The sequence below is a fragment of the Paenarthrobacter sp. NPDC090522 genome (assembly GCF_044769225.1).
In the GTDB taxonomy this organism is placed as follows: Bacteria; Actinomycetota; Actinomycetes; order Actinomycetales; family Micrococcaceae; genus Arthrobacter.
Genome location: NZ_JBIVXL010000014.1, coordinates 22036 through 42188, shown reverse-complemented (window position 1 = coordinate 42188; position 20153 = coordinate 22036). Strand labels below are relative to the sequence as shown.

At 65.1% G+C, this 20153-nt stretch carries 17 protein-coding genes and 2 riboswitches; of the genes, 6 read left to right on the top strand and 11 right to left on the bottom strand.

Annotation, left to right across the window (positions count from 1 at the left end; all coding sequences use genetic code 11):
- Positions 1 to 68: 68 nt before the first annotated feature.
- The 9 genes from fdhD to ACIQT2_RS17275 form a co-directional block, all read right to left on the bottom strand.
- On the bottom strand, positions 69 to 959 hold the full coding sequence (gene fdhD, locus ACIQT2_RS17315) for a formate dehydrogenase accessory sulfurtransferase FdhD (protein ID WP_400334084.1): 891 nt from the start codon (positions 957 to 959) through the stop codon (positions 69 to 71).
- A 1-nt stretch (position 960) separates the two neighbouring features.
- A complete protein-coding gene (locus ACIQT2_RS17310; protein WP_402948809.1) occupies positions 961 to 3267 on the bottom strand; it encodes an FdhF/YdeP family oxidoreductase in 2307 nt (768 codons plus the stop codon).
- A gap of 55 nt (positions 3268 to 3322) precedes the next feature.
- Complete coding sequence (locus tag ACIQT2_RS17305) at positions 3323 to 4681, bottom strand: molybdopterin molybdotransferase MoeA (RefSeq protein WP_402948805.1); 1359 nt, start codon at positions 4679 to 4681, stop codon at positions 3323 to 3325.
- Positions 4678 to 5556: an NTP transferase domain-containing protein gene (locus tag ACIQT2_RS17300; RefSeq protein WP_400334076.1), complete on the bottom strand. Its 879-nt coding sequence runs from the start codon at positions 5554 to 5556 to the stop codon at positions 4678 to 4680. The genes ACIQT2_RS17305 and ACIQT2_RS17300 overlap by 4 nt, the downstream gene beginning before the upstream one ends.
- A gap of 42 nt (positions 5557 to 5598) precedes the next feature.
- The gene (locus ACIQT2_RS17295) at positions 5599 to 6099 is read right to left on the bottom strand and encodes an HNH endonuclease (protein WP_400271457.1); all 501 of its coding nucleotides are present in this window, start codon (positions 6097 to 6099) and stop codon (positions 5599 to 5601) included.
- Between the two features lie 242 nt (positions 6100 to 6341).
- Complete coding sequence (locus ACIQT2_RS17290) at positions 6342 to 7106, bottom strand: NlpC/P60 family protein (protein ID WP_402948801.1); 765 nt, start codon at positions 7104 to 7106, stop codon at positions 6342 to 6344.
- Between the two features lie 98 nt (positions 7107 to 7204).
- Entirely contained in the window at positions 7205 to 7951 is a 747-nt protein-coding gene (locus ACIQT2_RS17285) for a C40 family peptidase (RefSeq protein ID WP_397323135.1), read from the bottom strand.
- 4 nt (positions 7952 to 7955) lie between these two features.
- Positions 7956 to 8114, bottom strand: a riboswitch (cyclic di-AMP (ydaO/yuaA leader).
- A gap of 146 nt (positions 8115 to 8260) precedes the next feature.
- Positions 8261 to 9091: a M23 family metallopeptidase gene (locus tag ACIQT2_RS17280; protein ID WP_402948798.1), complete on the bottom strand. Its 831-nt coding sequence runs from the start codon at positions 9089 to 9091 to the stop codon at positions 8261 to 8263.
- Between the two features lie 4 nt (positions 9092 to 9095).
- Positions 9096 to 9336: riboswitch (cyclic di-AMP (ydaO/yuaA leader) on the bottom strand.
- A 229-nt stretch (positions 9337 to 9565) separates the two neighbouring features.
- Positions 9566 to 10261, bottom strand: a complete 696-nt coding sequence (locus tag ACIQT2_RS17275) for a metal-dependent transcriptional regulator (protein WP_402948796.1) — start codon at positions 10259 to 10261, stop codon at positions 9566 to 9568.
- Positions 10262 to 10560: 299 nt separating this feature from the next.
- Here ACIQT2_RS17275 and serC point away from each other — a divergent pair, with 299 nt between their 5' ends.
- On the top strand, positions 10561 to 11691 hold the full coding sequence (gene serC, locus ACIQT2_RS17270) for a phosphoserine transaminase (RefSeq protein ID WP_402948793.1): 1131 nt from the start codon (positions 10561 to 10563) through the stop codon (positions 11689 to 11691).
- A gap of 87 nt (positions 11692 to 11778) precedes the next feature.
- On the opposite strand, the gene ACIQT2_RS17265 is transcribed toward serC, so the two are convergent.
- Complete coding sequence (locus ACIQT2_RS17265; protein ID WP_402948791.1) at positions 11779 to 12417, bottom strand: DUF3027 domain-containing protein; 639 nt, start codon at positions 12415 to 12417, stop codon at positions 11779 to 11781.
- 7 nt (positions 12418 to 12424) lie between these two features.
- A complete protein-coding gene (locus ACIQT2_RS17260; RefSeq protein WP_397323143.1) occupies positions 12425 to 12808 on the bottom strand; it encodes a cold-shock protein in 384 nt (127 codons plus the stop codon).
- Positions 12809 to 13000: 192 nt separating this feature from the next.
- Between ACIQT2_RS17260 and ACIQT2_RS17255 the strand changes: the two genes are divergently transcribed.
- From ACIQT2_RS17255 to ACIQT2_RS17235, 5 genes are all read left to right on the top strand, one after another.
- On the top strand, positions 13001 to 13216 hold the full coding sequence (locus tag ACIQT2_RS17255) for a hypothetical protein (protein ID WP_400334059.1): 216 nt from the start codon (positions 13001 to 13003) through the stop codon (positions 13214 to 13216).
- A gap of 86 nt (positions 13217 to 13302) precedes the next feature.
- A complete protein-coding gene (locus ACIQT2_RS17250) occupies positions 13303 to 15768 on the top strand; it encodes a helicase-associated domain-containing protein (protein ID WP_402948788.1) in 2466 nt (821 codons plus the stop codon).
- Between the two features lie 25 nt (positions 15769 to 15793).
- Positions 15794 to 17455, top strand: coding sequence for a DNA repair helicase XPB (locus tag ACIQT2_RS17245; protein ID WP_402948785.1), 1662 nt, complete (start codon positions 15794 to 15796; stop codon positions 17453 to 17455).
- 207 nt (positions 17456 to 17662) lie between these two features.
- Positions 17663 to 18133, top strand: a complete 471-nt coding sequence (locus ACIQT2_RS17240; protein WP_400334050.1) for a hypothetical protein — start codon at positions 17663 to 17665, stop codon at positions 18131 to 18133.
- A gap of 12 nt (positions 18134 to 18145) precedes the next feature.
- On the top strand, positions 18146 to 20152 hold the full coding sequence (locus ACIQT2_RS17235; RefSeq protein WP_402948783.1) for a multicopper oxidase family protein: 2007 nt from the start codon (positions 18146 to 18148) through the stop codon (positions 20150 to 20152).
- Position 20153 lies beyond the last annotated feature (1 nt).

Below are 20153 nucleotides of genomic sequence, written 5' to 3'. Positions count from 1 at the left end.
CACTCCGGCGATTCCATTCGATGGATAAAATCTACGTTGTTCCAGCACAATAGCCAAGTGATGGGGAACTATCCCTGGCCCGCCAGGTCCGCGGAGACCGGGATCTCCTGCAGGATCCGCTCGACGCCGGCATACACGTTGATGCTGTGGCCGCGGCTGAACCCGGCCAACGTCACACCCGTTTCGGCGGCCAGTTCCACGGCGAGGCTGGAGGGGGCGCTGACAGCGGACAGCACGGGGATGCCGGCCATGGCTGCCTTCTGCACGAGCTCGAAGGACGCACGCCCGGACACTTGGAGCACCGTTCCCTTGAGCGGCAGGTGACCGGCCCGCAACGCCCAGCCGATCACCTTGTCCACCGCGTTGTGGCGACCCACATCCTCCCGCAGGCAGAGCAGCTCGGAGGTGCCGTCGTCGTCCACCCGGAAGAGTCCGGCAGCATGCACGCCGCCGGTCTTGGCGAAAACCGCCTGCGCTTCCCGGAGCCTGTCAGGGAGGGCCGCCAGAGCCCGCACCGGCACCGTGACGGGATCTTCCTTGGGGCTGTGGTGCGAAGACTTACGCACGGCTTCAATCGAATCGGTGCCGCAGATGCCGCACGAACTTGAGGTGTAGACGTTGCGGCCCGTTTCCGGACGCACGACGTCGGGACGCAGCTGGGCGTCGACGACGTTGAAGGTCTGGACCCCGTCCTCGTCCTCCCCCGCGCAGAAGCGTTCCGAGACCAACTGCCCAGGCTCCCAGATAACGCCCTCGGAGACCAGGAAACCGGCAACTAGATCGAAGTCGTCGCCCGGCGTGCGCATGGTCACCGAGAAGGACATCTCCCCCAGCCGGATTTCCAGCGGCTCTTCCACGGCAAGGACGTCCTCCTTGTACCGGACGGGATGCTCCATGGCCTGGGGCGATCCGTCCAGGACGAACTTGTGCAGTTTGCGGCGCTGGGTGACGCGTCCCATGTCAGGCTTCTTCCTCTGCATGCCGGACGAACCGCACGGTCATGGCCTTGTAGCCCGGCGTATTGGACTCCCGCGCCACCAACTCCCGGTGGACCAGAGCGTTGGCCTCCGGGAAGTAGGCGGCCGCGCAGCCCTTGGCAGTCGGATACGCGATGAGGCGGAACTTGTTGGCCCGGCGTTCCGTCCCGGCGAACGTGGAGATGACATCCACCAGGTCCCGGTCCTGGAAGCCGAGTTCCTTGATGTCGTCCTCATGGACCAGGATCACCCGGCGGGCCTCGGATACCCCGCGGTAGCGGTCATCCAAGCCGTAGAACGTGGTGTTGTACTGGTCATGGCTACGGACGGTCTGCAGGATCAGGTGCCCGGCAGGGGCTTCGAGGTACTCCAGCGGACTCACCGAGAACCGCGCCTTGCCGATGTCCGTGGCGAAGGTCCTGGTATCGCGTGGCGGGTTGGGCAGGACAAAACCGTTCTTGGTGCGGACCCGGGCGTTGAAGTCCTCGAAGCCGGGGATGACGCGCGAGATGTGGTCCCGGATCACGTCGTAATCCTCGGCCATTGCGCGCCAGTCCACCTCGTGGTCGTCACCGAAGGTGGCCTGGGCCATCCGGGCAACAATGACCGGCTCACTCAGCAAGTGTTCGGAATCAGGTTCCAGCCGTCCCTGGGTCTTGTGGATGACGGACATGGAGTCCTCCACGGAGAGGAACTGCCGGCCTTTGGGGTGTTTGTCATCGGTGTCCGTGCGGCCCAGCGTGGGCAGGATCAGTGACGTCCGGCCGTGCACCACGTGGGCACGGTTGGGTTTGGTGGAAATGTGGACCGTGAGGCCCGCAGTCTTGAGCCCGGCCTCGAGTGCGTTGGTATCGGAACCGGCAGCCGCGAAGTTCCCGCCCATGGAGACGAACACGTCAACTTCGCCCTTTTCCAGTGCGTGCTGGGTTTCCACCGAGTCGTAGCCGTGGTCCCGGGGCATCCGGAAACCGAATTCCTTGTCCAAAGCCTCCAGGAACGGTTCCTTGGGCTTTTCCCAAATGCCCATGGTCCGGTCGCCCTGCACGTTGGAGTGGCCGCGCACGGGGCAGGCACCGGCGCCGGGCTTGCCGAAGTTCCCCTGCAGCAGGAGCAGGTTGATGATCTCCTTGAGGGTGTCCACCGAGTGCGGCTGCTGGGTCAGTCCCAGTGCCCAGCAAATAATGGTGCCCTTGGAGGCAGCCATCATGCCCGCAACCTTGATGATCTCCTCGCGGGACAGGCCGGTGGCCCGCTCCGTCTCTTCCCAGTCCAGCACGGAGCGGGCCCTGGCGTAGTTCTCGAAGCCCTCCGTCTGCTTACCGATGAAGGACTTGTCCACCACCGTGCCGGGATTGCGTTTCTCCTCTTCCAGGAGCAAGTGGCCCAAGGCCTGGAACAGGGCGAGGTCGCCGCCCACCTTGATCTGCAGGAACTCGTCCGCGATGGTGGTGCCGCCGCCAATGACGCCGTTCAAGGACTGGGGATCCTTGAAGTTCAGCAGGCCCGCTTCGGGAAGCGGGTTGACGGCAACAACCTTGCCTCCGTTGCGCTTGCAGTCACTCAAGGCGGACAACATGCGGGGATGGTTGGTGCCCGGGTTCTGTCCCACCACCAGGACCAGCTCGGCCTGGTGGAGGTCCTCCAAGGACACCGTGCCCTTGCCGATGCCGATGGTCGGATTGAGCGCGCTGCCTGAAGATTCATGGCACATGTTGGAACAGTCCGGCAGGTTGTTGGTGCCCAGGCTCCTCGCGAACAGCTGGTACATGAACGCTGTTTCGTTGGCCGTGCGGCCCGAGGTGTAGAACACGCAACGATCCGGAGTGGAGGCGTTGATGTGCTCGCCGATCAAGGCAAACGCGTCGGTCCAGCTGATGGGCGAATAGTGGGTGTCACCCGGCCTGATCACCACTGGTTCAGCAATGCGGCCCTGGCTGCCCAGCCAGTACTCGGTCTTGTCTTCGAGGTCGGCAATGGAGTGCTTGGCCCAGAATCCACCGCCCACCGTGCGGGTGGTGCTTTCCTCGGCGATGGCCTTGGCGCCGTTCTCGCAGAACTCCGCAGGGCTTCGGCGGCCCGTGATGGACTCCGGCCAGGCGCAGCCCGGGCAGTCGAAACCATCGTGCTGGTTGACCCGGAGCATGGATCGGACCGTACGGGCCACACCAGCCTGGGAATAGCCCCGTTCGAGGGCGACGCTCACGGCCTTCAGGCCGGCAGCGGCTCGTTTGGGCGGGTGGATCTGCAGGTCATCTTCGTTGATGTCCTGTTCTGGGGCATGCCTGTTCATGTGTCCATCATTACAAGTCCGGCGGCAAAGCCGCCACCTGCGTCCACGGACAGCGTCAGGCGTCCAGCGCGCTCCAGTCCACCGGTCCCGCCGGTGGCTTCTTTGCGGTGCGAACGGGGGCCTTGCGCGGTTTGTGCTCGGCAGCTTGGGGAGCGGGCAGAGGCTTTCCCCACGGCAACGGGAAAGCCGGTACCGGTTCGCCCATCTGGACCCCGTGGGGAGGCACCACCATGACACCGTCCGCTCCTGCCAACCCGCGCATCATTCCGGGTCCGGCATGCCGGGACGGCGAAGCCAGCCCGTAAACCAGCTTGAACGGCATCAATCGGGTGCGGCCCGGATCGGCATCGATCATGGAACCGCACGGTACTTCGCCCACGTCGCCGAGGCGTCCGTGGCCCAGGGCTGCCAGCAGCGGTCCGCCCACGGTAAAAAGGGCCATCATGGCCGCGAGGGGGTTCCCCGGCAGCCCCAGCACGAAGCGTCCGTCAGGCAGCTCAGCAAGTACCGCCGGGTGTCCGGGACGCATGGCGATCCCGTCAATCAGCAAGGTTCCGCCCAGCTCCGCTACGGCCTTACGGAAATGGTCGGTTCCCGAGCGTCCGGTCCCGCCAGTAGTAATAACGACGTCGGCCGGCGGCTCTGCGCCAGCGTCCAGTTCCGTCGTGTCCGCTTCCAGGGTGCCCGGCTCCGCGTCCTGCAGCGCCGCAAGCCACTCCCCGTAGTTATCGCCCACACGGACCAAGCCGCCGTCGATCCCGCCAAGGAGCTCCACCACCGACCCCAGCTGCGGCCCGAAGGTATCCCTGACCTGTCCAGGAGCAGGGACGCCCTGTTCAACCACCTCGGACCCGGTCAGGAGGAACCTCACCAAGGGTTTGCCCAGGACAGGGAGTTCGTCCAGGCCGGCCAGGGCCGCGACGGCCAGGTGCGCAGGGTTCAGCACCGTAGCCTTCGTCAGGAGGACCTCGCCCTCAGCGGCTTCCTCTGCCGCCTTGCGGATGTGTTGACCGTTGCGCGGCTCCCCCGGCTTCGCGGAGCCGCCGAGCGCCAAAACCGGCAGGCCGTCGTCGTCCATGGCGATGATGCCGCTTTCGCTGCGAAGAACCGCTTTGGCACCGGGTGGAATCAGCCCGCCGGTGACGATCGGGCTGGCCTGGTGTGGTGCCAGCCGCTGGCCGGGTTCGCTGAGGATCCACGGACCACTGCCGTTGACGGCCCACCCATCCATGGCCGACGACGCGTAGTGCGGCATGTCCTGCAGGGCAAGTACGTCCTGGGCGAGGGTCCGCCCCAACGCCGCGCGCAGCGGAACCGGGCTTGCGGGGATGGGAGTGGCGACGTCGAACGCACGCTGCCTGGCTTCGTGCCAGGTATGCGCCGCATGGTGGCCCTGTTCGGGGGCCTCCGTCATTCGGTTTCGGCCCCGGGCTCCGCATACTGCTTGGCTACTTGGCGGGCAAGGTCGAGGGCGGCGGCCATGGCGGCGTCGTCGTTGGCCTGGCCGATGCCGCGTGCCATTCCAGCCGCGTACCCCGCGATGAATGTGGTCAAAGGCGCCGCGGGACGCACCACGGAGTGCGCGGCCACGCCGGCGACTGCAAGGATTTCGTTGACGTCCACGTCTACGCCCTCAAGCTCAAACGCCTGCAGCAGTGTGCGGCACCATTCCTCGAGTGTCTCGTCCTGGCTTTTCACGTCCGCCTCCAAGTCGTTGTCAATGCCCAGGGCCGCTGCGTCCTCCCACGTATCCACGTCGTCCGTGGAGCCATCGGGAACGGCAACAGCCAGCACGTTCAGCCTAGCAAGCAGCTTGAAGACAGATGCGTTCGTTAACGACCGGGCTGCAGCGACTTCGCGTTCCAGGGCCTGTGTGCTGTAGATGCCAAGGAGGGGCTGTTGCCTGCCATCGGAAGACACAGCCATGGCTCCCTCGGTGCCATGGTGCCCCGCAACTTCCTCAAGGATGGCAGCCACTCCCCGTGAGGCATGCGGCATATCGCAGGCCAGCACCAAGGTCCACGGTGCCGGATCAGTGGCCCCAAGAACGGCAAGTCCCGCGGCAATGGCCGCCGCCGGTCCTGCGTAGGCGGGCTCCTCGCGCGCGGACAGTACCCCGTCCGGAAGGCCGTCCTGGCGCGGCCCCACCACCACAATCCGCGAAGCACCCCGGACGGAGTCCAGGGCATGCGAAAGGAGGCTCGCGCCGTCGTACCTTAAACCCGGCTTGGGCACGCCACCGAGGCGGGTGGCCCTGCCACCCGCCAGGATCACGGCGTTGAACTCCATCCGCCCAGATTACCCGTACGGCCGGAGCACAACAGAAATCGATCAGGCGGCGGATTCCGGCAAGAGGAACGGGTCCCAGTCCGGCGCAGGTTTCTCGAGTTCTTTGATCTGCCACATGGTTCCCGTGGGCACGCCGGGTGTGAAGCGAAGCTTCCAGCCCATCTCGGCGAGCGTCTGGTTGCTCTTGGCGTTATTGCATTTCAAGCACGCCGCAACCAGGTTTTCCCAGGAATCCGCGCCGCCCCTGGATTTGGGGTGGACATGGTCTATGGTGTGCGCTGTCTTGCCGCAATAGGCGCAGCGGTGGCCGTCGCGGCGGAGCACCCCGCGGCGGCTCACAGCGGTGATCCTGTTGTACCGGGGACGGATGTAGCGGTTGAGGAGAATCACGGACGGACGTCCCAGAATCTCCTGTGGCCCGACGACAGGTTCGCCGCCTTCGGCCACTACGCTAGCTTTTCCAGTCAGCACAAGGACCAGCGCCCGGCGGAAGGTGACTACCGCCAGCGGTTCATATCCAGCATTCAGAACGAGTGTGCGCATGCACGTACCTCTTCACGGCCGCACCCGTCAGGGGCACGAGGGCCGGCTGCCCTCTGCATGTACGGGCTGTGGATCGACACCATAAGGGTAAGCACTTATATGCCGTATCAACGAATTTTCGGGCCTGTTCCCGTGCAGTGTCGGCGAATGTTCATGTGCGGGACACCTTGCACGGCCCTCCGCGCGGGGCTTAAAGCGGAACACCCCGCAGGTATTCCTGCGGGGTGTTCAAAGAATCTGTATCAGCCGTTCACACGGATGAAGACCGGGCCGGAGCCGACGTTCACACTGAAGAGTGCAGTGGTGGACCCGTTCCATCCACCGTGTACTGCCATGCCGTTACCGACGTAGACGGCGATGTGTGCCATTCCGCCGTAACCACCGTTGGCGTAGTACGCGAGGTCGCCCGGCTGGGCTTCGGCGGCGCTGACGGTGCGGCCCAAGGAGAGGTAGCCCGCCGGCCAATCGTGGAAGTTGATACCCACGGCCGCCAGCGAATTGGTGACCAACATGGTGCAGTCCTGGGTCACTCCCAGCTGGGCGTAGGCTGCAGCGGCGATGGCTGCCCCGAGGCCACTGGAAGCTGCAGGAGCCTTGGCGGCCGCCGTTGCTGAGTTGTCCACTGCCAATGTGGCGGTCGCGCCGGTAGCCGTGGAGCCGGATGCGGCTTTCGCTGCGGGCTTCTCGACGACGGGAGCCGGAGCTTCCACCGTGGTCACAACCGGGCTCTCGTAGGAGATGGCCACGGTGGAGTCGGCAGCGATGGTGGACTGCGTGACTGCCTGGACATCAAGGGCTGTGGTGGCCGTGGATTCACGCTGGACGTTGGTATCGGCGGCGTTCGCAGCAACGCCACTGGTCAAGACCAGTCCTGAAGCGGCAGCGATAACGACTGCCTGGCGGCCGACGCCACCGGCGTTGTTGCTGACAGCCTTCGCGATCACGGCAAGGGAGCTGGTCTTGGGGGCCTCAGCTCGGTGCCGTGCAACCTTGTGTGCACTGGTCATTTTTTAATCTCTTTTCGTTTCCGCACGCGGTTGGGGCACGCGCGGTTTGCGGGCAAGCCAGCACTTGGGGGGCATGCTGGCGTACCCCGAACGGGGTTTTAGCGGAGGGTGAAGAATGAAGACGTGCCGGTGGAAGCCACCGAGTGGAGCAAGGTTCCCTGGCTCGGGTTGAGAGCGCTGATCATCATGCCGTTGCCGACGTAGATGCCTACGTGTGCGCCGCCGTTCTGCATGACCAGGTCACCCGGCTGCGGCGTGCTGGTGGCCTTCATGGCAGTCCAGGCGTTGACGCGGGGAATGCTGATGCCGGCCTGGGCGTAGACCCACTGGGTGAAGCCGGAGCAGTCCCAGCCGTTGGGAGTGGTGCCGCCCCAAACGTAGGGGTGGCCGATGCCCGTGTAGGCGATCGCGGCGAGGCCGGAGGCTGCGGCGCTGGAGGCCGTTTCCTTGGCGTCGGAAGACTGTGCGGTGAGCGAGCCTGCAGCCTGGCTGCCAGTGGTCTGGTTACCAGCTGTCTGGGAGCGCTGGGTGGTCTGCGACGCGCGCTGGACCTTCGGGGCTTCCTTGGTGGCCACGACGGGGCTCTCGAAGGAAACAGTGGCCGTGGGCTCTGCAGTGACAACCTCGGTGGTGAGGAGCTGCTGCGTGCTCGTCTCGGCCTTGGAAACATCGGTGTCCGCTGCCTGGGCCGGGAGGCCGACGCTGAGGACGAGGCCGGAGGCTGCGGCGAGAACTGCGGCCTGGCGGCCAACGGTTCCGGCATTCGCTGAAACAGCCTTCGAAAGAGTGTTCAACGGGTGAACCGTCTCGGCGCGGTGGCGCGCAGGGGTAGTGCGTGATGACACGTAGGTAGCCTCTCCCAATGCCTGCGAGGTGAGCTGTCGGATTCGGATGGGAGTCATCCGGCCACGCGCTTCGAGAAGCTTTGTGACTTAACCCCAAGGCCTTCTCTCGAAGACCAAAAGTGGTTCCCCCGCCCCTGCCAGACGAATTTTGCGAACGGATCCTGAGTGGTGGCAGAGCTAGGCAATCCACTCAAGTGCATCGGCCCCCTAAAAAGCCGATGCGCTTTAGACGGTACAACAGTTGAAAGCGAATGTCACATTCAGGTCACGGGGTGTGTCGCGAATGCGAGAGACGACCATCGACTTTGCTTAGAGCCAGCCCATGGGGTCAACAACTTCGCCGTTGACCTGGACCTCGAAGTGCAGGTGGCAGCCCGTGGAGGCGCCCGTGGTGCCGCTCAGGGCTACAACGTCACCGCGGCTGACAGTCTGGCCAACCTTGACGTTGAAGGACGACAGGTGGTTGTACGTGGTCTCAAGGCCATTGCCGTGATCCACCACAACGCGGTTGCCTCCGCCGTACTCGTGCCACCCGGCAAACGTGACCTTCCCGGCGGCGGCAGCGTGGACCTGGGTGCCACACTGGGCAACGAAGTCCTGGCCGCGGTGGAAGTCGCCGGTGCCACCGGTCAGCGGGCTGACGCGGTATCCGAACGGAGAAGCGGTTGTCAGCGTGTCCAGCGGACTTCCAAGGGTGCCCTTGGAGGAACTGGCCTGGATGCTGCCAACGGACTGGGCGCTGAGCAGCTGCTTTAGCTTGCCGTCGGGATCGGCCTTGGTGGCCACCGCCGCACGGCTGAAGTCGATTTTTGCCGATGCTTCCGCGGAAACCTCAGGCTGGCTGCCGCCGGATACGGCAAGGGCAGCTTCTGTTTGGCCCGACTCGGAGGTGGCCATGACGGGGCTTGTGGCCGGCAGACCGACAGTGAGGGCGAGGCCTGTGGCGGCCAGGGCCACCCCGGCTTTCTGCCCTACGCCACTGGCTGCGGCGAAATCGGCAACCTGGCGCAACGGGCTCTTACGGCGGCGCACCTGACGCTGGGTGTCGCGCGGCCGGATCTCCGTTACGACGCGGGCTGGCCGCAGCTCAGCAGCGGGGCCGGACGCGCGTCGGCGGCCCCTGACGTTCTGCGATGTCAAACTCTGTTCCTCTCTAGAAAGCCTGCGAAGTTAGCTGTCGGATTCGGATCAGAGAGTGCAAAGACCCGGCCCGCACGCAGCGCATACGGCACACAGGTATCCCGGAGGAAATTGCGTAAGTAGGCACTGCTGCTGCGGACTTCACCCCAAGGCTGCTTCTTCAGGCAGCCAATGGTGGTTCCCCCGCCTCTGCCAGTAGTGGATAACACCCCTGATCTGCTGGCAGAGCTCGGCTCCAGATCAGGTAACGCTTTGGTATCGGCGCTAGTAGATAACTATAGGGGATTAAAGCCTTCGGTAATAAATTCGTTATCTTCCGCGGCGCCGCTTTCCGGGGTGGGCCTTTAGCACCTTTCGGCGGAAACTGCAGGTCACGCCGTTCTACCCGACTCTGGTAGTGAGATCAGACACTCCGGCCGGGACACAAGTGAGGCACCCATCCTTTTCGGGAGAGGTGCCTCGGAAGTCCTACGTTCAGCCAACCGCCACGAAGACGTGGGCTGCAACTTCGGGGGGCAGTTCCAGGGCGCCCTCGATGCCGGGGACGCGGACGGAGATGTACTCCCCTACCTGCGCCAACGAAACTGCCGCGCCCGGGCGGATCCCGCCTTCATCGAGTTGGGTCAGGAGTTCAGGCTCGACCTGGATGGGTTCGGCCAACCTGCTCACCACAACCCGTGAGTCCGTGGCGTAGCCGTCCATTGCCTGGATGAGGTTGACGTCGCCCTTGAGGGAGATCTGGCTGGCCCGTCCACCGAGTGCTTCCAAGCCCGGGATCGGGTTTCCGTACGGCGACTCGGTGGGGTGCTCAAGCAACTCGTACAGCCGGCGTTCAACCCGCTCACTCATCACGTGCTCCCAGCGGCAAGCCTCGTCATGCACATAGGCCCAGTCCAGGCCGATGACATCGGCCAGGAGGCGCTCGGCCAGGCGGTGCTTGCGCATCACTTCGGTGGCCCGCTTCCGGCCAACCTCGGTCAACTCCAGGTGGCGGTCATTGGACACGACCACCAGGCCGTCGCGCTCCATGCGGCCGATGGTCTGGGAAACAGTGGGACCGGAATGGCGCAGGCGCTCGGCAATGCGGGCCCGAAGAGCAACGATGTTCTCTTCCTCAAGCTCCAAAATGGTCCGAAGATACATCTCAGTGGTATCGATCAGATCCGTCATCCAGCTCAGCTCTCCTCGAACGCAGTTCTCGCGTAGTGTCCACCGTACCGCGTCCAGACGAGGCGGTCGGTCCCGCGGCGCCGCCCCATGACGCCTCCTCCAGCTTAGCTTATTTGGAATTACTCTGAATAATCCTCCTTCGCGTTCCCGCGCTCCCGGACTGCACCGTTCCACGTGGCGGACTATGACAACCGCAGGTTCCTGCCCGCGCGCCGTGTCAGGCAGAATTGGGGTGTCGAAGGAGCAGTTGATGCCACCTGCCACGACCCATCTTTGACCGATACCCATTGGAGCCACCCGTGAGCGACAACAGCATCACCATTCCCGCCGACCTGCTGCCCAAGGACGGACGCTTCGGCGCAGGACCGTCCAAGGTCCGCCCGGAGCAGGTCGAAGCCCTGTCCGCCGCAGCCACCACCATCCTTGGCACGTCCCACCGCCAGGCACCGGTGAAGAACCTCGTGGGGTCCGTCCGCGAAGGCCTCAGCACTTTCTTCCGCGCCCCGGAGGGCTACGAGGTTGTCCTCGGCGTCGGCGGTTCCACGGCGTTCTGGGATGTCGCAGCGTTCGGCCTGGTGGAGAAGAAGGCCCAGCACCTCTCCTTCGGCGAGTTCGGTTCCAAGTTCGCGGCGGCCACCAACAAGGCTCCCTTCCTGGACGCTTCCTCCATCATCAAGTCCGAGCCGGGCACCCGTCCGTCGCCGCAGGCCGAGGCCGGGGTGGATGTCTACGCCTGGCCACAGAACGAGACGTCCACGGGCGTCTCAGCTCCGGTCAAGCGCGTTGACGGCGCAGACGAAGGCTCGCTGATCGTGGTGGACGCAACCTCTGCCGCCGGTGGCCTGGACGTGGACGTCGCGGAGTCCGACGTGTACTACTTCGCGCCGCAAAAGAATTTCGCTTCCGACGGCGGCCTGTGGCTGGGCCTCTTCTCCCCCGCCGCGCTGGAGCGCGCTGCCCGGGTGAAGGCCAGCGGCCGCTGGATCCCCGACTTCCTGGACCTCCAGACAGCGATCGACAACTCCAAGCTGAACCAGACCTACAACACGCCGTCGTTGTCCACGCTGGTCACGCTGGACGCCCAGGTGCAGTGGCTCAACAGCAACGGTGGCCTGGATTTCGCCAGCAAGCGCACGGCGGACTCCGCCAGCCGCGTGTACTCCTGGGCCGAGGCCTCCGAGTACGCCACGCCCTTCGTGGCCAACGCCGAGGAACGCTCCAACGTCATCGCCACCATCGACTTCGATGATTCGATCGACGCAGCGGCCATCGCCAAGGTGCTGCGCGCCAACGGAGTGGTGGACACCGAGCCCTACCGGAAGCTTGGGCGCAACCAGCTCCGGATCGCCACGTTCGTGGCCATCGAACCGGATGACGTTTCGGCACTGCTCGCCAGCATCGACTACGTGGTTGGCGAACTGAAGAAGTAAACACCATCAGCGGCCGCACGGCCGGAACGTTAAAGGGCGCCTGCCGGGAAGGATTCTTCCCGGCAGGCGCCTTTTTTGTGTCTTCAGTTATTGCTGGCCGGAGTGGTCCGCGTCTTCGACGGCGTCCCCGGTCTCGTCCGAATCGTCATCCGCGTCGTCATCAACCTGGGCATCGTCTTCGCCCGCCTTGACCGTTTCCTCGGCGACGTCTTCCTCGGTCTCTTCAACCAACGGCTTCTCGTCCTCCGGGCGGACCCGTTTGGCCCACGGCACCCATTCCGGCGCAAGGATGGAGTCCTCGGACGGCAGGAGCCCCAGCTCGCTGACGGTGACGATTTTGGACCGCGAGTTACGGGTCACCACGGCGTACCACTGCCAGCCGCCGTAACCTGCCAGCTTCGATTCGAACAGGTGGGTCACCACCCGGTCGCCTTCCGATTTGGCTCCGAGGTGCGCACCTACTTCCCCACGGTTGGCAATGCCTTCCACGGCCTGGCGGGCGACGTCGACGGCGGCAGCCAGGTAGGAGTCCGGCTTGCCGGTGCGCCATACAGGAACGCCGGCGCGCGGCTTCGGGGCTGCGGCCTTGGCTTCAGCGGGCTTCCGCCCGGGAACTTCCCTGGTGGCAGGGGCGTCCCCGTTTGCAGGAGCCTCGGCAACGGGGAGGGCAGGGGTTTCCTGCGCGCCTTCCCCTGCCTCTATATCCCGTGCGGATTCCGATGTCATGGCGTTCCTAGGCTTCCAGCTCGTCGGCAACCTTGCGCAGCGCCATTCCGATCGCCTTGGCCTTGTTGCCTTCCGGATACTTTCCCGAGGACAACGTACCGGACAGATTGTCCAGGACGGTGACCAGGTCCTGGACCAGCGGTGCCAGGTCGCGGGCGTTCATGCGCTTGGCCTTTGCGATGGAGGGGGTCTTGTCCAGGACGCGCAGGCCCAGTGCCTGGGCACCGCGGCGGCCGTCGGCAACGCCGAACTCCACGCGCGTACCGGCCTTCAGCTCGGTGACCCCTGCAGGCAGGGACGTCTTGGGCAGGAAAACTTCCTGGCCGTCTTCGGCCGCGAGGAATCCGAAGCCCTTTTCCTTGTCATACCACTTGACCTTGCCGGTGGGCACGTAATCAACCTTCTTCGTTCTTGCGTGGAAACACGTCGGGCCGCCACCGCATCCACAGAGTCCTGCGGGATCGAGGGTGACAGCCCGCTCCGTGTGGGTCTGTTCCTTCAAGGTTATCCTGCCGGGCACCCTAATCATGCTTCGCACCGTCCCGCGTAGCGGCGACCGCGAGCAAACAGCTAGCGTTGAGGCATGACTTCCACGGGTTACCGCCGCCCCCTGACGATTGCCGCCGCGATCGTTGCCATCATTTCCCTGGCCGCCGTCGCGGCTGTCATGGCCATCGCCTTCAACGGCGGAATTGCACCCGTGTGGATCACGTCGACGGCGCTCTATGGGCTGCCCTTGGCCTTCATCCTGGCCGTTGTTCCCGTGGTGGACGCCGTCCGCCAGCGTCGCCGCCACTAGCTGACCTGCAGTTGCGGGTCCCGCTTTGCGTGGCAAAAAACGAGCCAAGCGCGCAGAGCAGGCCCAGCAACGGTAAATTTGAAGTGATGTCCCTCATTCGCGCGCTCAGCAAGGAACTTGAAACGCGCAGCGACGCCTCGCTGCGGGCTCTTTTTGCCGCGCGACCGGACCTGATCTCGCCCATGGCCCCCGATTTCGCGGCCCTGGCGGCGCGGGCCAGCGCACGGGTCAGTGTGCAGCGGGCCTTGGAACGCCTCACCAAACCCGAGATGCAGGTCCTGGAAACACTGCATCTCTGTACCAACGCGGATACGGGCCACAGTGTTTCGGCGGCAGGACTGAAAAAGGCCATTGCCGGGTCCACCCTCTCAGCCCTGGAACCCATCCTCGCCAAGCTGCAGGAACTGGCTTTGATCCACCGGGCCGAGGCGCCACCGGCCACCCACCCTCCGGCAAGTTCGCGGCAGAAGTTCTACCTTCCCGTGGGCAGCCTGAAGGACGTCATCGGGATCTACCCCGCCGGGCTGGGGCGCAGCTACACCGAGTTGGTCCGGCTCCAACCCGCCTTCGCCCAGCGGGTAGTCCAGTTGGTGGGCGAACTCCACCACAGCGGACTCGGTATCCACCCGGCCAGCACCCCCATGGACGCAGCCCTCTCGCTCCAGCGCTGGACGTCGACCCCCGAGGGCGTCCGCGACATCCTGGCCAACGCACCGGAACGGACCATCGGCCTCCTGGACAAGTTCGGAAGCTGGGCCATGGGTGCCGTGCCCCAAGCGCAAAGGCGCGCCTCGGTCACCCACGAAAGTGCCGACGTCGGGCCTATCGACTGGCTCCTGGCCCGCGGACTGCTGGTCCCCCTGGACGCCGGCCACGTGGAATTGCCGCACAGCGTCGGCATTGCGTTGCGAGGCGGGGCCGTGGTTGACGACTTCACCCTGGCGCCCCCGGTTCCGGAGCTCGGGCACACCAGCGCAGCCCTGCGTCGCAATGCGGCCCTGGGTGCCATTGCAGAAACCCTCCGGCTCGCCAACGAGCTGCTGTTCGCCGTCCGGGAGCAACCCTTGGCAACCCTGCGGAGCGGCGGCGTGGGGGTCCGCGAATTGCGGCGGCTCGCCGAGTCCATCCGCTGCGGCGTCCATCAAACGGCGATCCTGCTGGAAACCTGTGCCCTGGCCGGATTGCTGCGGCTGGACGTTGACAGCTCCACCTGGGTCCAGCCGCCGTCGTTGGAGTGGCTGACCTTGCCGCGGCAGGAACAATGGCTGTGGCTGGTCAAAGCCTGGCTGGCCAGCGAGCGCGCGCCGTCGTTGGTGGGCCAGCCCCTTGCCGGCAGCACCCCGGCGGCGCATCCAGGAACTGCCGGAACCACCATCAATGCCTTGTCCGCGGAAGCGCAACGGCCTGACGCCCCGGTGGTCCGCCGGAGGATCCTGGAGATCCTCAACGAACTCACCGTGGAGGCGGCGGCCCCCGATGGCAAGGCTCCCGTCCTGGATGCCCGTGCGGTGCTGCAGCGTGCGGAATGGACCCAGCCCCGGATGTCGCGGCGCTTCAGTTCGCTGGTCAAGGGCATCCTTGAGGAGGCCACGCTCTTGGGACTCATGGGTTCCGGGGCTTTCACGCAGCTGGGGTCCGCCCTCGCCGTTGGCCAGCCGGATGAAGCCATGGCCATTCTTGGCGAGCACTTGCCTGCGGCGGTCAACCACATCCTCCTCCAGGCTGACCTGACGGCGGTGGCACCGGGCTACCTTGCCCCGGAACTCAGCGAAACGCTGTTGCTCATGGCCGACGCCGAGGGGCAGGGACCGGCGTCGATCTACCGTTTTTCCGCCGCGACCATCCGCAGGGCGCTCGACGCCGGACAGGATGCGGAATCGCTGTTGGCATTCTTGCGCGAACATTCGGCAACGGATGTGCCCCAGCCCCTTGCCTATCTGGTGCAGGACACCGCATCACGGCACGGCCGCTTGCGTGTCAGCACCAGTGCCAGCTTTATCCAGAGCGATGACGAGTCAGCCATCGCCGAGCTCCTGCAGGAAGCCCGGACGTCCGTACTGAGCCTGGTCCGCATCGCCCCGACGGTCCTGACATCGGCCGCCAGCCCCCGCGAAACCGCGCGGGTCCTGCGCGAGCTGGGACTCTCGCCCGCAGTGCAGGAGGTGGAGCCCGCCGTCGTGCGTTTCAAGCGGACCACGGCCGTGGCCGGCAGTGCGCGTCCCGTCTACACGGCGCCTCGGACGGCTCCGCCGGACGACGACGTCGAGGCGCAGCTTTCCATCCTGCGCCAGCATCGCAGTGTCCCGGCCGACGGTACGGGGGAGGCTTCGGCGCAGCTGGGCCTGGAAACCCTGCAGAAGGCCATCCGGCTGAAACAAGCCGTGACCATGAACGTGGTGGACAGCCTGGGCAACTCGAACACCGAAACGGTGGTCCCGGTTTCTGTCTCCGGCGGCCGGGTGAGGGTGTTCGATCCCGGCAAGGACACCGAACGGGTGTTGTCCATCCACCGGATCATTGACGTTGAACCCGCCGGAGACCGGCACAAGTGAGTGATGCAGACGTGAGGATTCAAGAGTGTCCGACGGTCCCCTGATCGTTCAAAGCGATAAAACCATCCTGCTGGAAGTCGACCATGAGCTTGCCACGGAGGCCCGGCATGCCATCGCGGCGTTCGCGGAGCTGGAGCGCGCTCCGGAGCACATGCACAGCTACCGCCTCACTCCCCTGGGACTGTGGAATGCGCGGGCCGCCGGGCTGGACGCGGAACAGGTGCTGGACACGCTGTTGAAGTACTCGCGTTTCCCCGTGCCGCACGCCCTGCTGATCGACATCGAAGAAACCATGTCCCGGTACGGCCGGCTCCGCTTGGAGAAGGATCCACAGCATGGCCTGGTGATGCGGACGGACGACTACCCCGTCCTGGAGGAGGTCATCCGCGCCAAGAAGATCGCCCCGCTGCTGGGGCCACGGATCGATGGGGAAACCGTGGTGGTCCATTCATCCCAGCGCGGGCAGTTGAAGCAGTTGCTGCTCAAACTCGGGTGGCCCGCGGAAGACCTGGCCGGTTACGTTGATGGCCAGCCGCACCTGATCATGCTCGACGAAACCGGTTGGGAGCTGCGCCCATACCAAAAGGTGGCCACGGAGAACTTCTGGGCCGGCGGCAGCGGCGTCGTCGTCCTTCCGTGCGGTGCCGGGAAAACCCTGGTGGGTGCCGCCGCGATGGCCACCTCCTCCACCACCACGCTGATCCTGGTGACCAACACGGTCTCGGCCCGGCAGTGGCGGGACGAACTGCTCAAGCGGACCTCGCTCACCGAGGACGAGATCGGCGAGTACTCGGGTGCGGTCAAGGAAGTCCGGCCCGTCACCATCGCCACCTACCAAGTGCTCACCACCAAGCGCGGCGGACTGTATCCCCACCTGGAACTCGTGGACGGCCACGACTGGGGCCTCATCATCTACGACGAAGTCCATCTGCTGCCCGCACCGATCTTCCGGATGACGGCGGACCTGCAGGCCAGGCGGCGGCTGGGCCTGACCGCCACGTTGGTCCGCGAGGACGGCCGCGAAGGCGAAGTCTTCAGCCTGATCGGACCCAAGCGGTACGACGCCCCGTGGAAGGACATCGAAGCCCAAGGCTATATTGCCCCCGCTGACTGCGTGGAGGTCCGGGTGGACCTCCCCCGCGACGAACGGGTGGCCTACGCCATGGCCGACGACGCGGACAAGTATCGTCTGTGCGCCACCTCGGAGACCAAGACTGCCCTGGTGGAACAGCTGGTGGAGGCCCACAGGGGCGAACAGCTGCTGGTGATCGGACAATACATCGACCAACTCGACGAGATCGCGGAACGCCTGGACGCGCCGGTGATCAAGGGCGAGACGAGCGTCAAGGCACGGCAGAAACTCTTCGATGCCTTCCGCAAGGGTGAGATCCACACTTTGGTGGTTTCCAAGGTGGCCAACTTCTCCATCGACCTCCCTGAAGCGTCCGTTGCCATCCAGGTCTCGGGCTCGTTCGGCTCCCGCCAGGAGGAAGCGCAGCGGCTGGGACGCCTGCTGCGGCCCAAGCAGGACGGACGGGCAGCGCGGTTCTACTCGCTGGTTGCCCGGGACACCCTGGACCAGGACTTCGCGGCGAAACGCCAGAGATTCCTTGCCGAACAGGGTTACGCCTACCGCATCATGGATGCCAAGGACATCGGAAAAGACGTGGGCACCGAACAGGCCTGAGCATGCTTGGGCGGTGATTAACCGCAGTCCCCTTGCTATTTATCTCCAGCAATTTTACGATTCCAAGTGAAGCTCTCCGCCCTGATGGGTTGCCCCTGGTCCAGGCAACCTGGCGGCCAGTCGTCGGCAGTGGGGGCAGCCCGCAGCCAGGGAGCCGGCGATTAGAAGGCCTAAACGAATCCGTGAAGTCTTGTCCGAGGATTCCCCATGCGTAAGACCCTCCTGGTCCTTGCGGCCATCATCCTGCTCTCATCACTCGCCCAACTGTTTTTCGCCGGATACTTCCACTTCCAAAACACCATCGAAGCCCAGCGCGAGGCAGGCGTGTACCACGTCATGAACGGCCAGTTCGTGCTGCGGTACGCTGCCCTGCTTGCCGTCATCGTGGCCGCGATCGCCCGGGCGGGTTCCCGGACCATCTGGCTCGCTGCCGGCATTTTCCTGATGACCTGGGTCCAACTGTTCATCTTCATCATCGGAGGTATGCTGACCGGTTCTTCGGAGGACTTCATCACTCCCTCCGGGTCCTGGGTGGCGTCAATCCATCCCATCACCGGCTTGATGATCATCTTCATGTCCTACTGGTTGTTCAACCGGGCACGGGCCGTGGCACTGAATCCACAGCCGCTGCCACCCAAAGCCTCGTCCACGGATGCTTCAGCTTCCGCCACGGCCTGACCCCCATCAGCTGTGAACTCCTCACAGCTGATGGCCGTGGACCTGGTGCTGGCGGTCCTTGCCGCCGGCGCCTGGATCGCGGCAGCCTGGCTGACATCATCCCGAAAGGTACGGCGTCATGGGGTAGACGCGGCCTTGCTGTCCCTGGGCGTTGCCGTCCTGGCAACGGCCGGCCGCTACGCACTGCTTCCTGCCTTGGCGGCAAGCAGCTGGTGGTTTGCCCATGAGCGCATAACCATCAGCCTGCCGTTGACCGCCATTCCCGCGGTTGGGGCCGCGATGGCCGGTGTTCCGTATTTGCTGAGGAAGCGGAACACCGGCTCACAATCTGCCCCCGTCCCTGCGGGGCGCGGACGTCAGTGGGCCGTGCTGTCACTCGTGGCCGCCGGGGCTGCGGCTGTGGGATCGCTCGGGCTGGCATTCATCCTGGGGCCGTTCCCGGCCGTGTGGTCCCTGGTGATCCTGCTGTTCCTCGTGGGCGGCACCGTCCTGGCGGCCAAACTCGCCCTGTTTCCACCGGTCCGCGGAGGGTCCGTGACACTGGGAAGGCGCACGACGGCGGTCACTGCGGTCGCCGGGCTCCTGGCCTGTACCGCTTTGGGTTCGGGAGTCTTCGCCTGGCTCGGCAGCCGCGCGGCCGACGGCACCGGAATTGCCACCGCGGTGGGACACCACGACGGCGGTGCAACGGTTCCGGTGGCAACGCCGGTTCCAGTGACCACGCTGTTGGGCAGCTCCCCCGCACATGCCGTGGTTCGCCACTATGAACTCACCGCCCGCGTGGAACAGGTGACGCTGCCTTCCGGGCAATCTGTCCAGGCTTGGACGTTCGGGAGCTTGCCGGGACCCACCTTGGAGGCACAGCAGGGCGAGGTAATGGAGGTGGTGCTGAACAACCGGGATGTCGCGGCCGGGGTCACGCTCCATTGGCATGGTTACGACGTCCCCAACGCCATGGACGGGGTTGCCGGCGCAACGCAGGATGCCGTGATGCCCGGGCAATCCATGACCTACCGTTTCACAGCCGCACAAGTGGGTACGTATTGGTACCACACGCACCAGGATTCTGCCGAGGGAGTCCGGAAGGGACTCTACGGCGTATTCGTCGTGCACGGCACCACCGATGTCAGTCCTGATCCGGACATCGCGGTAGCCGGACACGACCTCAGCGGTCTGGGGTTGCTGGGCTCCTCAGACCGTAGCAGCGCCTACACGGCCACGCCGGGATCCACCGTCCGCGTGCGTCTCGTCAATACCGATTCGCTGCCCCAGCGCTACCTGGTGTCCGGGACGGCCTTCAAGGTAGCTGCCGTTGACGGGACCGCCGTGAACGAACCCGGAGAGGTCGAAGGAAAGCTGCTCCGGATAGGGGCGGGCGGCCGGAACGACCTCACGTTCACCATGCCGGCTGCACCAGTGACCGTCCACTCCGATGCGGCAGCGGAGGCGGTGGTGGTCATCTCGCCGCCGGGCTGGACCTCCGGGACTCCCGCGAAACCCGCGGCAGGCGTTTATGCGAGCACTCCGGTCCTGGATCTTCTGGGCTATGGCAAGCCCGTATCCGGGCAACCGTCCGTTCCGGCGGCGACTCGCGAAGAAGTGGTAGTGCTGGACCGGCAATTCCGCTTCGTGGACGGAATCCCGCGCTACGCCTTCACCGTCAACGGCGCTGCGTACCCCTTGGTGCCATCCATGGAGGTAGCCGAAGGGGATGTCCTGAACGTGACGATCGTGAACAGGACCGCCGAACCCCATCCGATGCATCCCCACGGCCACCACGTCCTGGTCCTGAGCCGCAACGGAACGGCGCCTACAGGTTCTCCGCTGCTGCTGGACACCGTGGACATCCAACCAGGGGAAGTCTGGCAAGTGCAGCTGACCGCCGACAATCCAGGAATCTGGATGGACCACTGCCACAACCTGGACCACGCCGCCGAGGGCATGATGATGTTGCTGCAGTACCAGGGCGTCTCGTCGCCGTTCGTGCACGGAGGCCACGCGCACAACAAGCCGGAGTAAC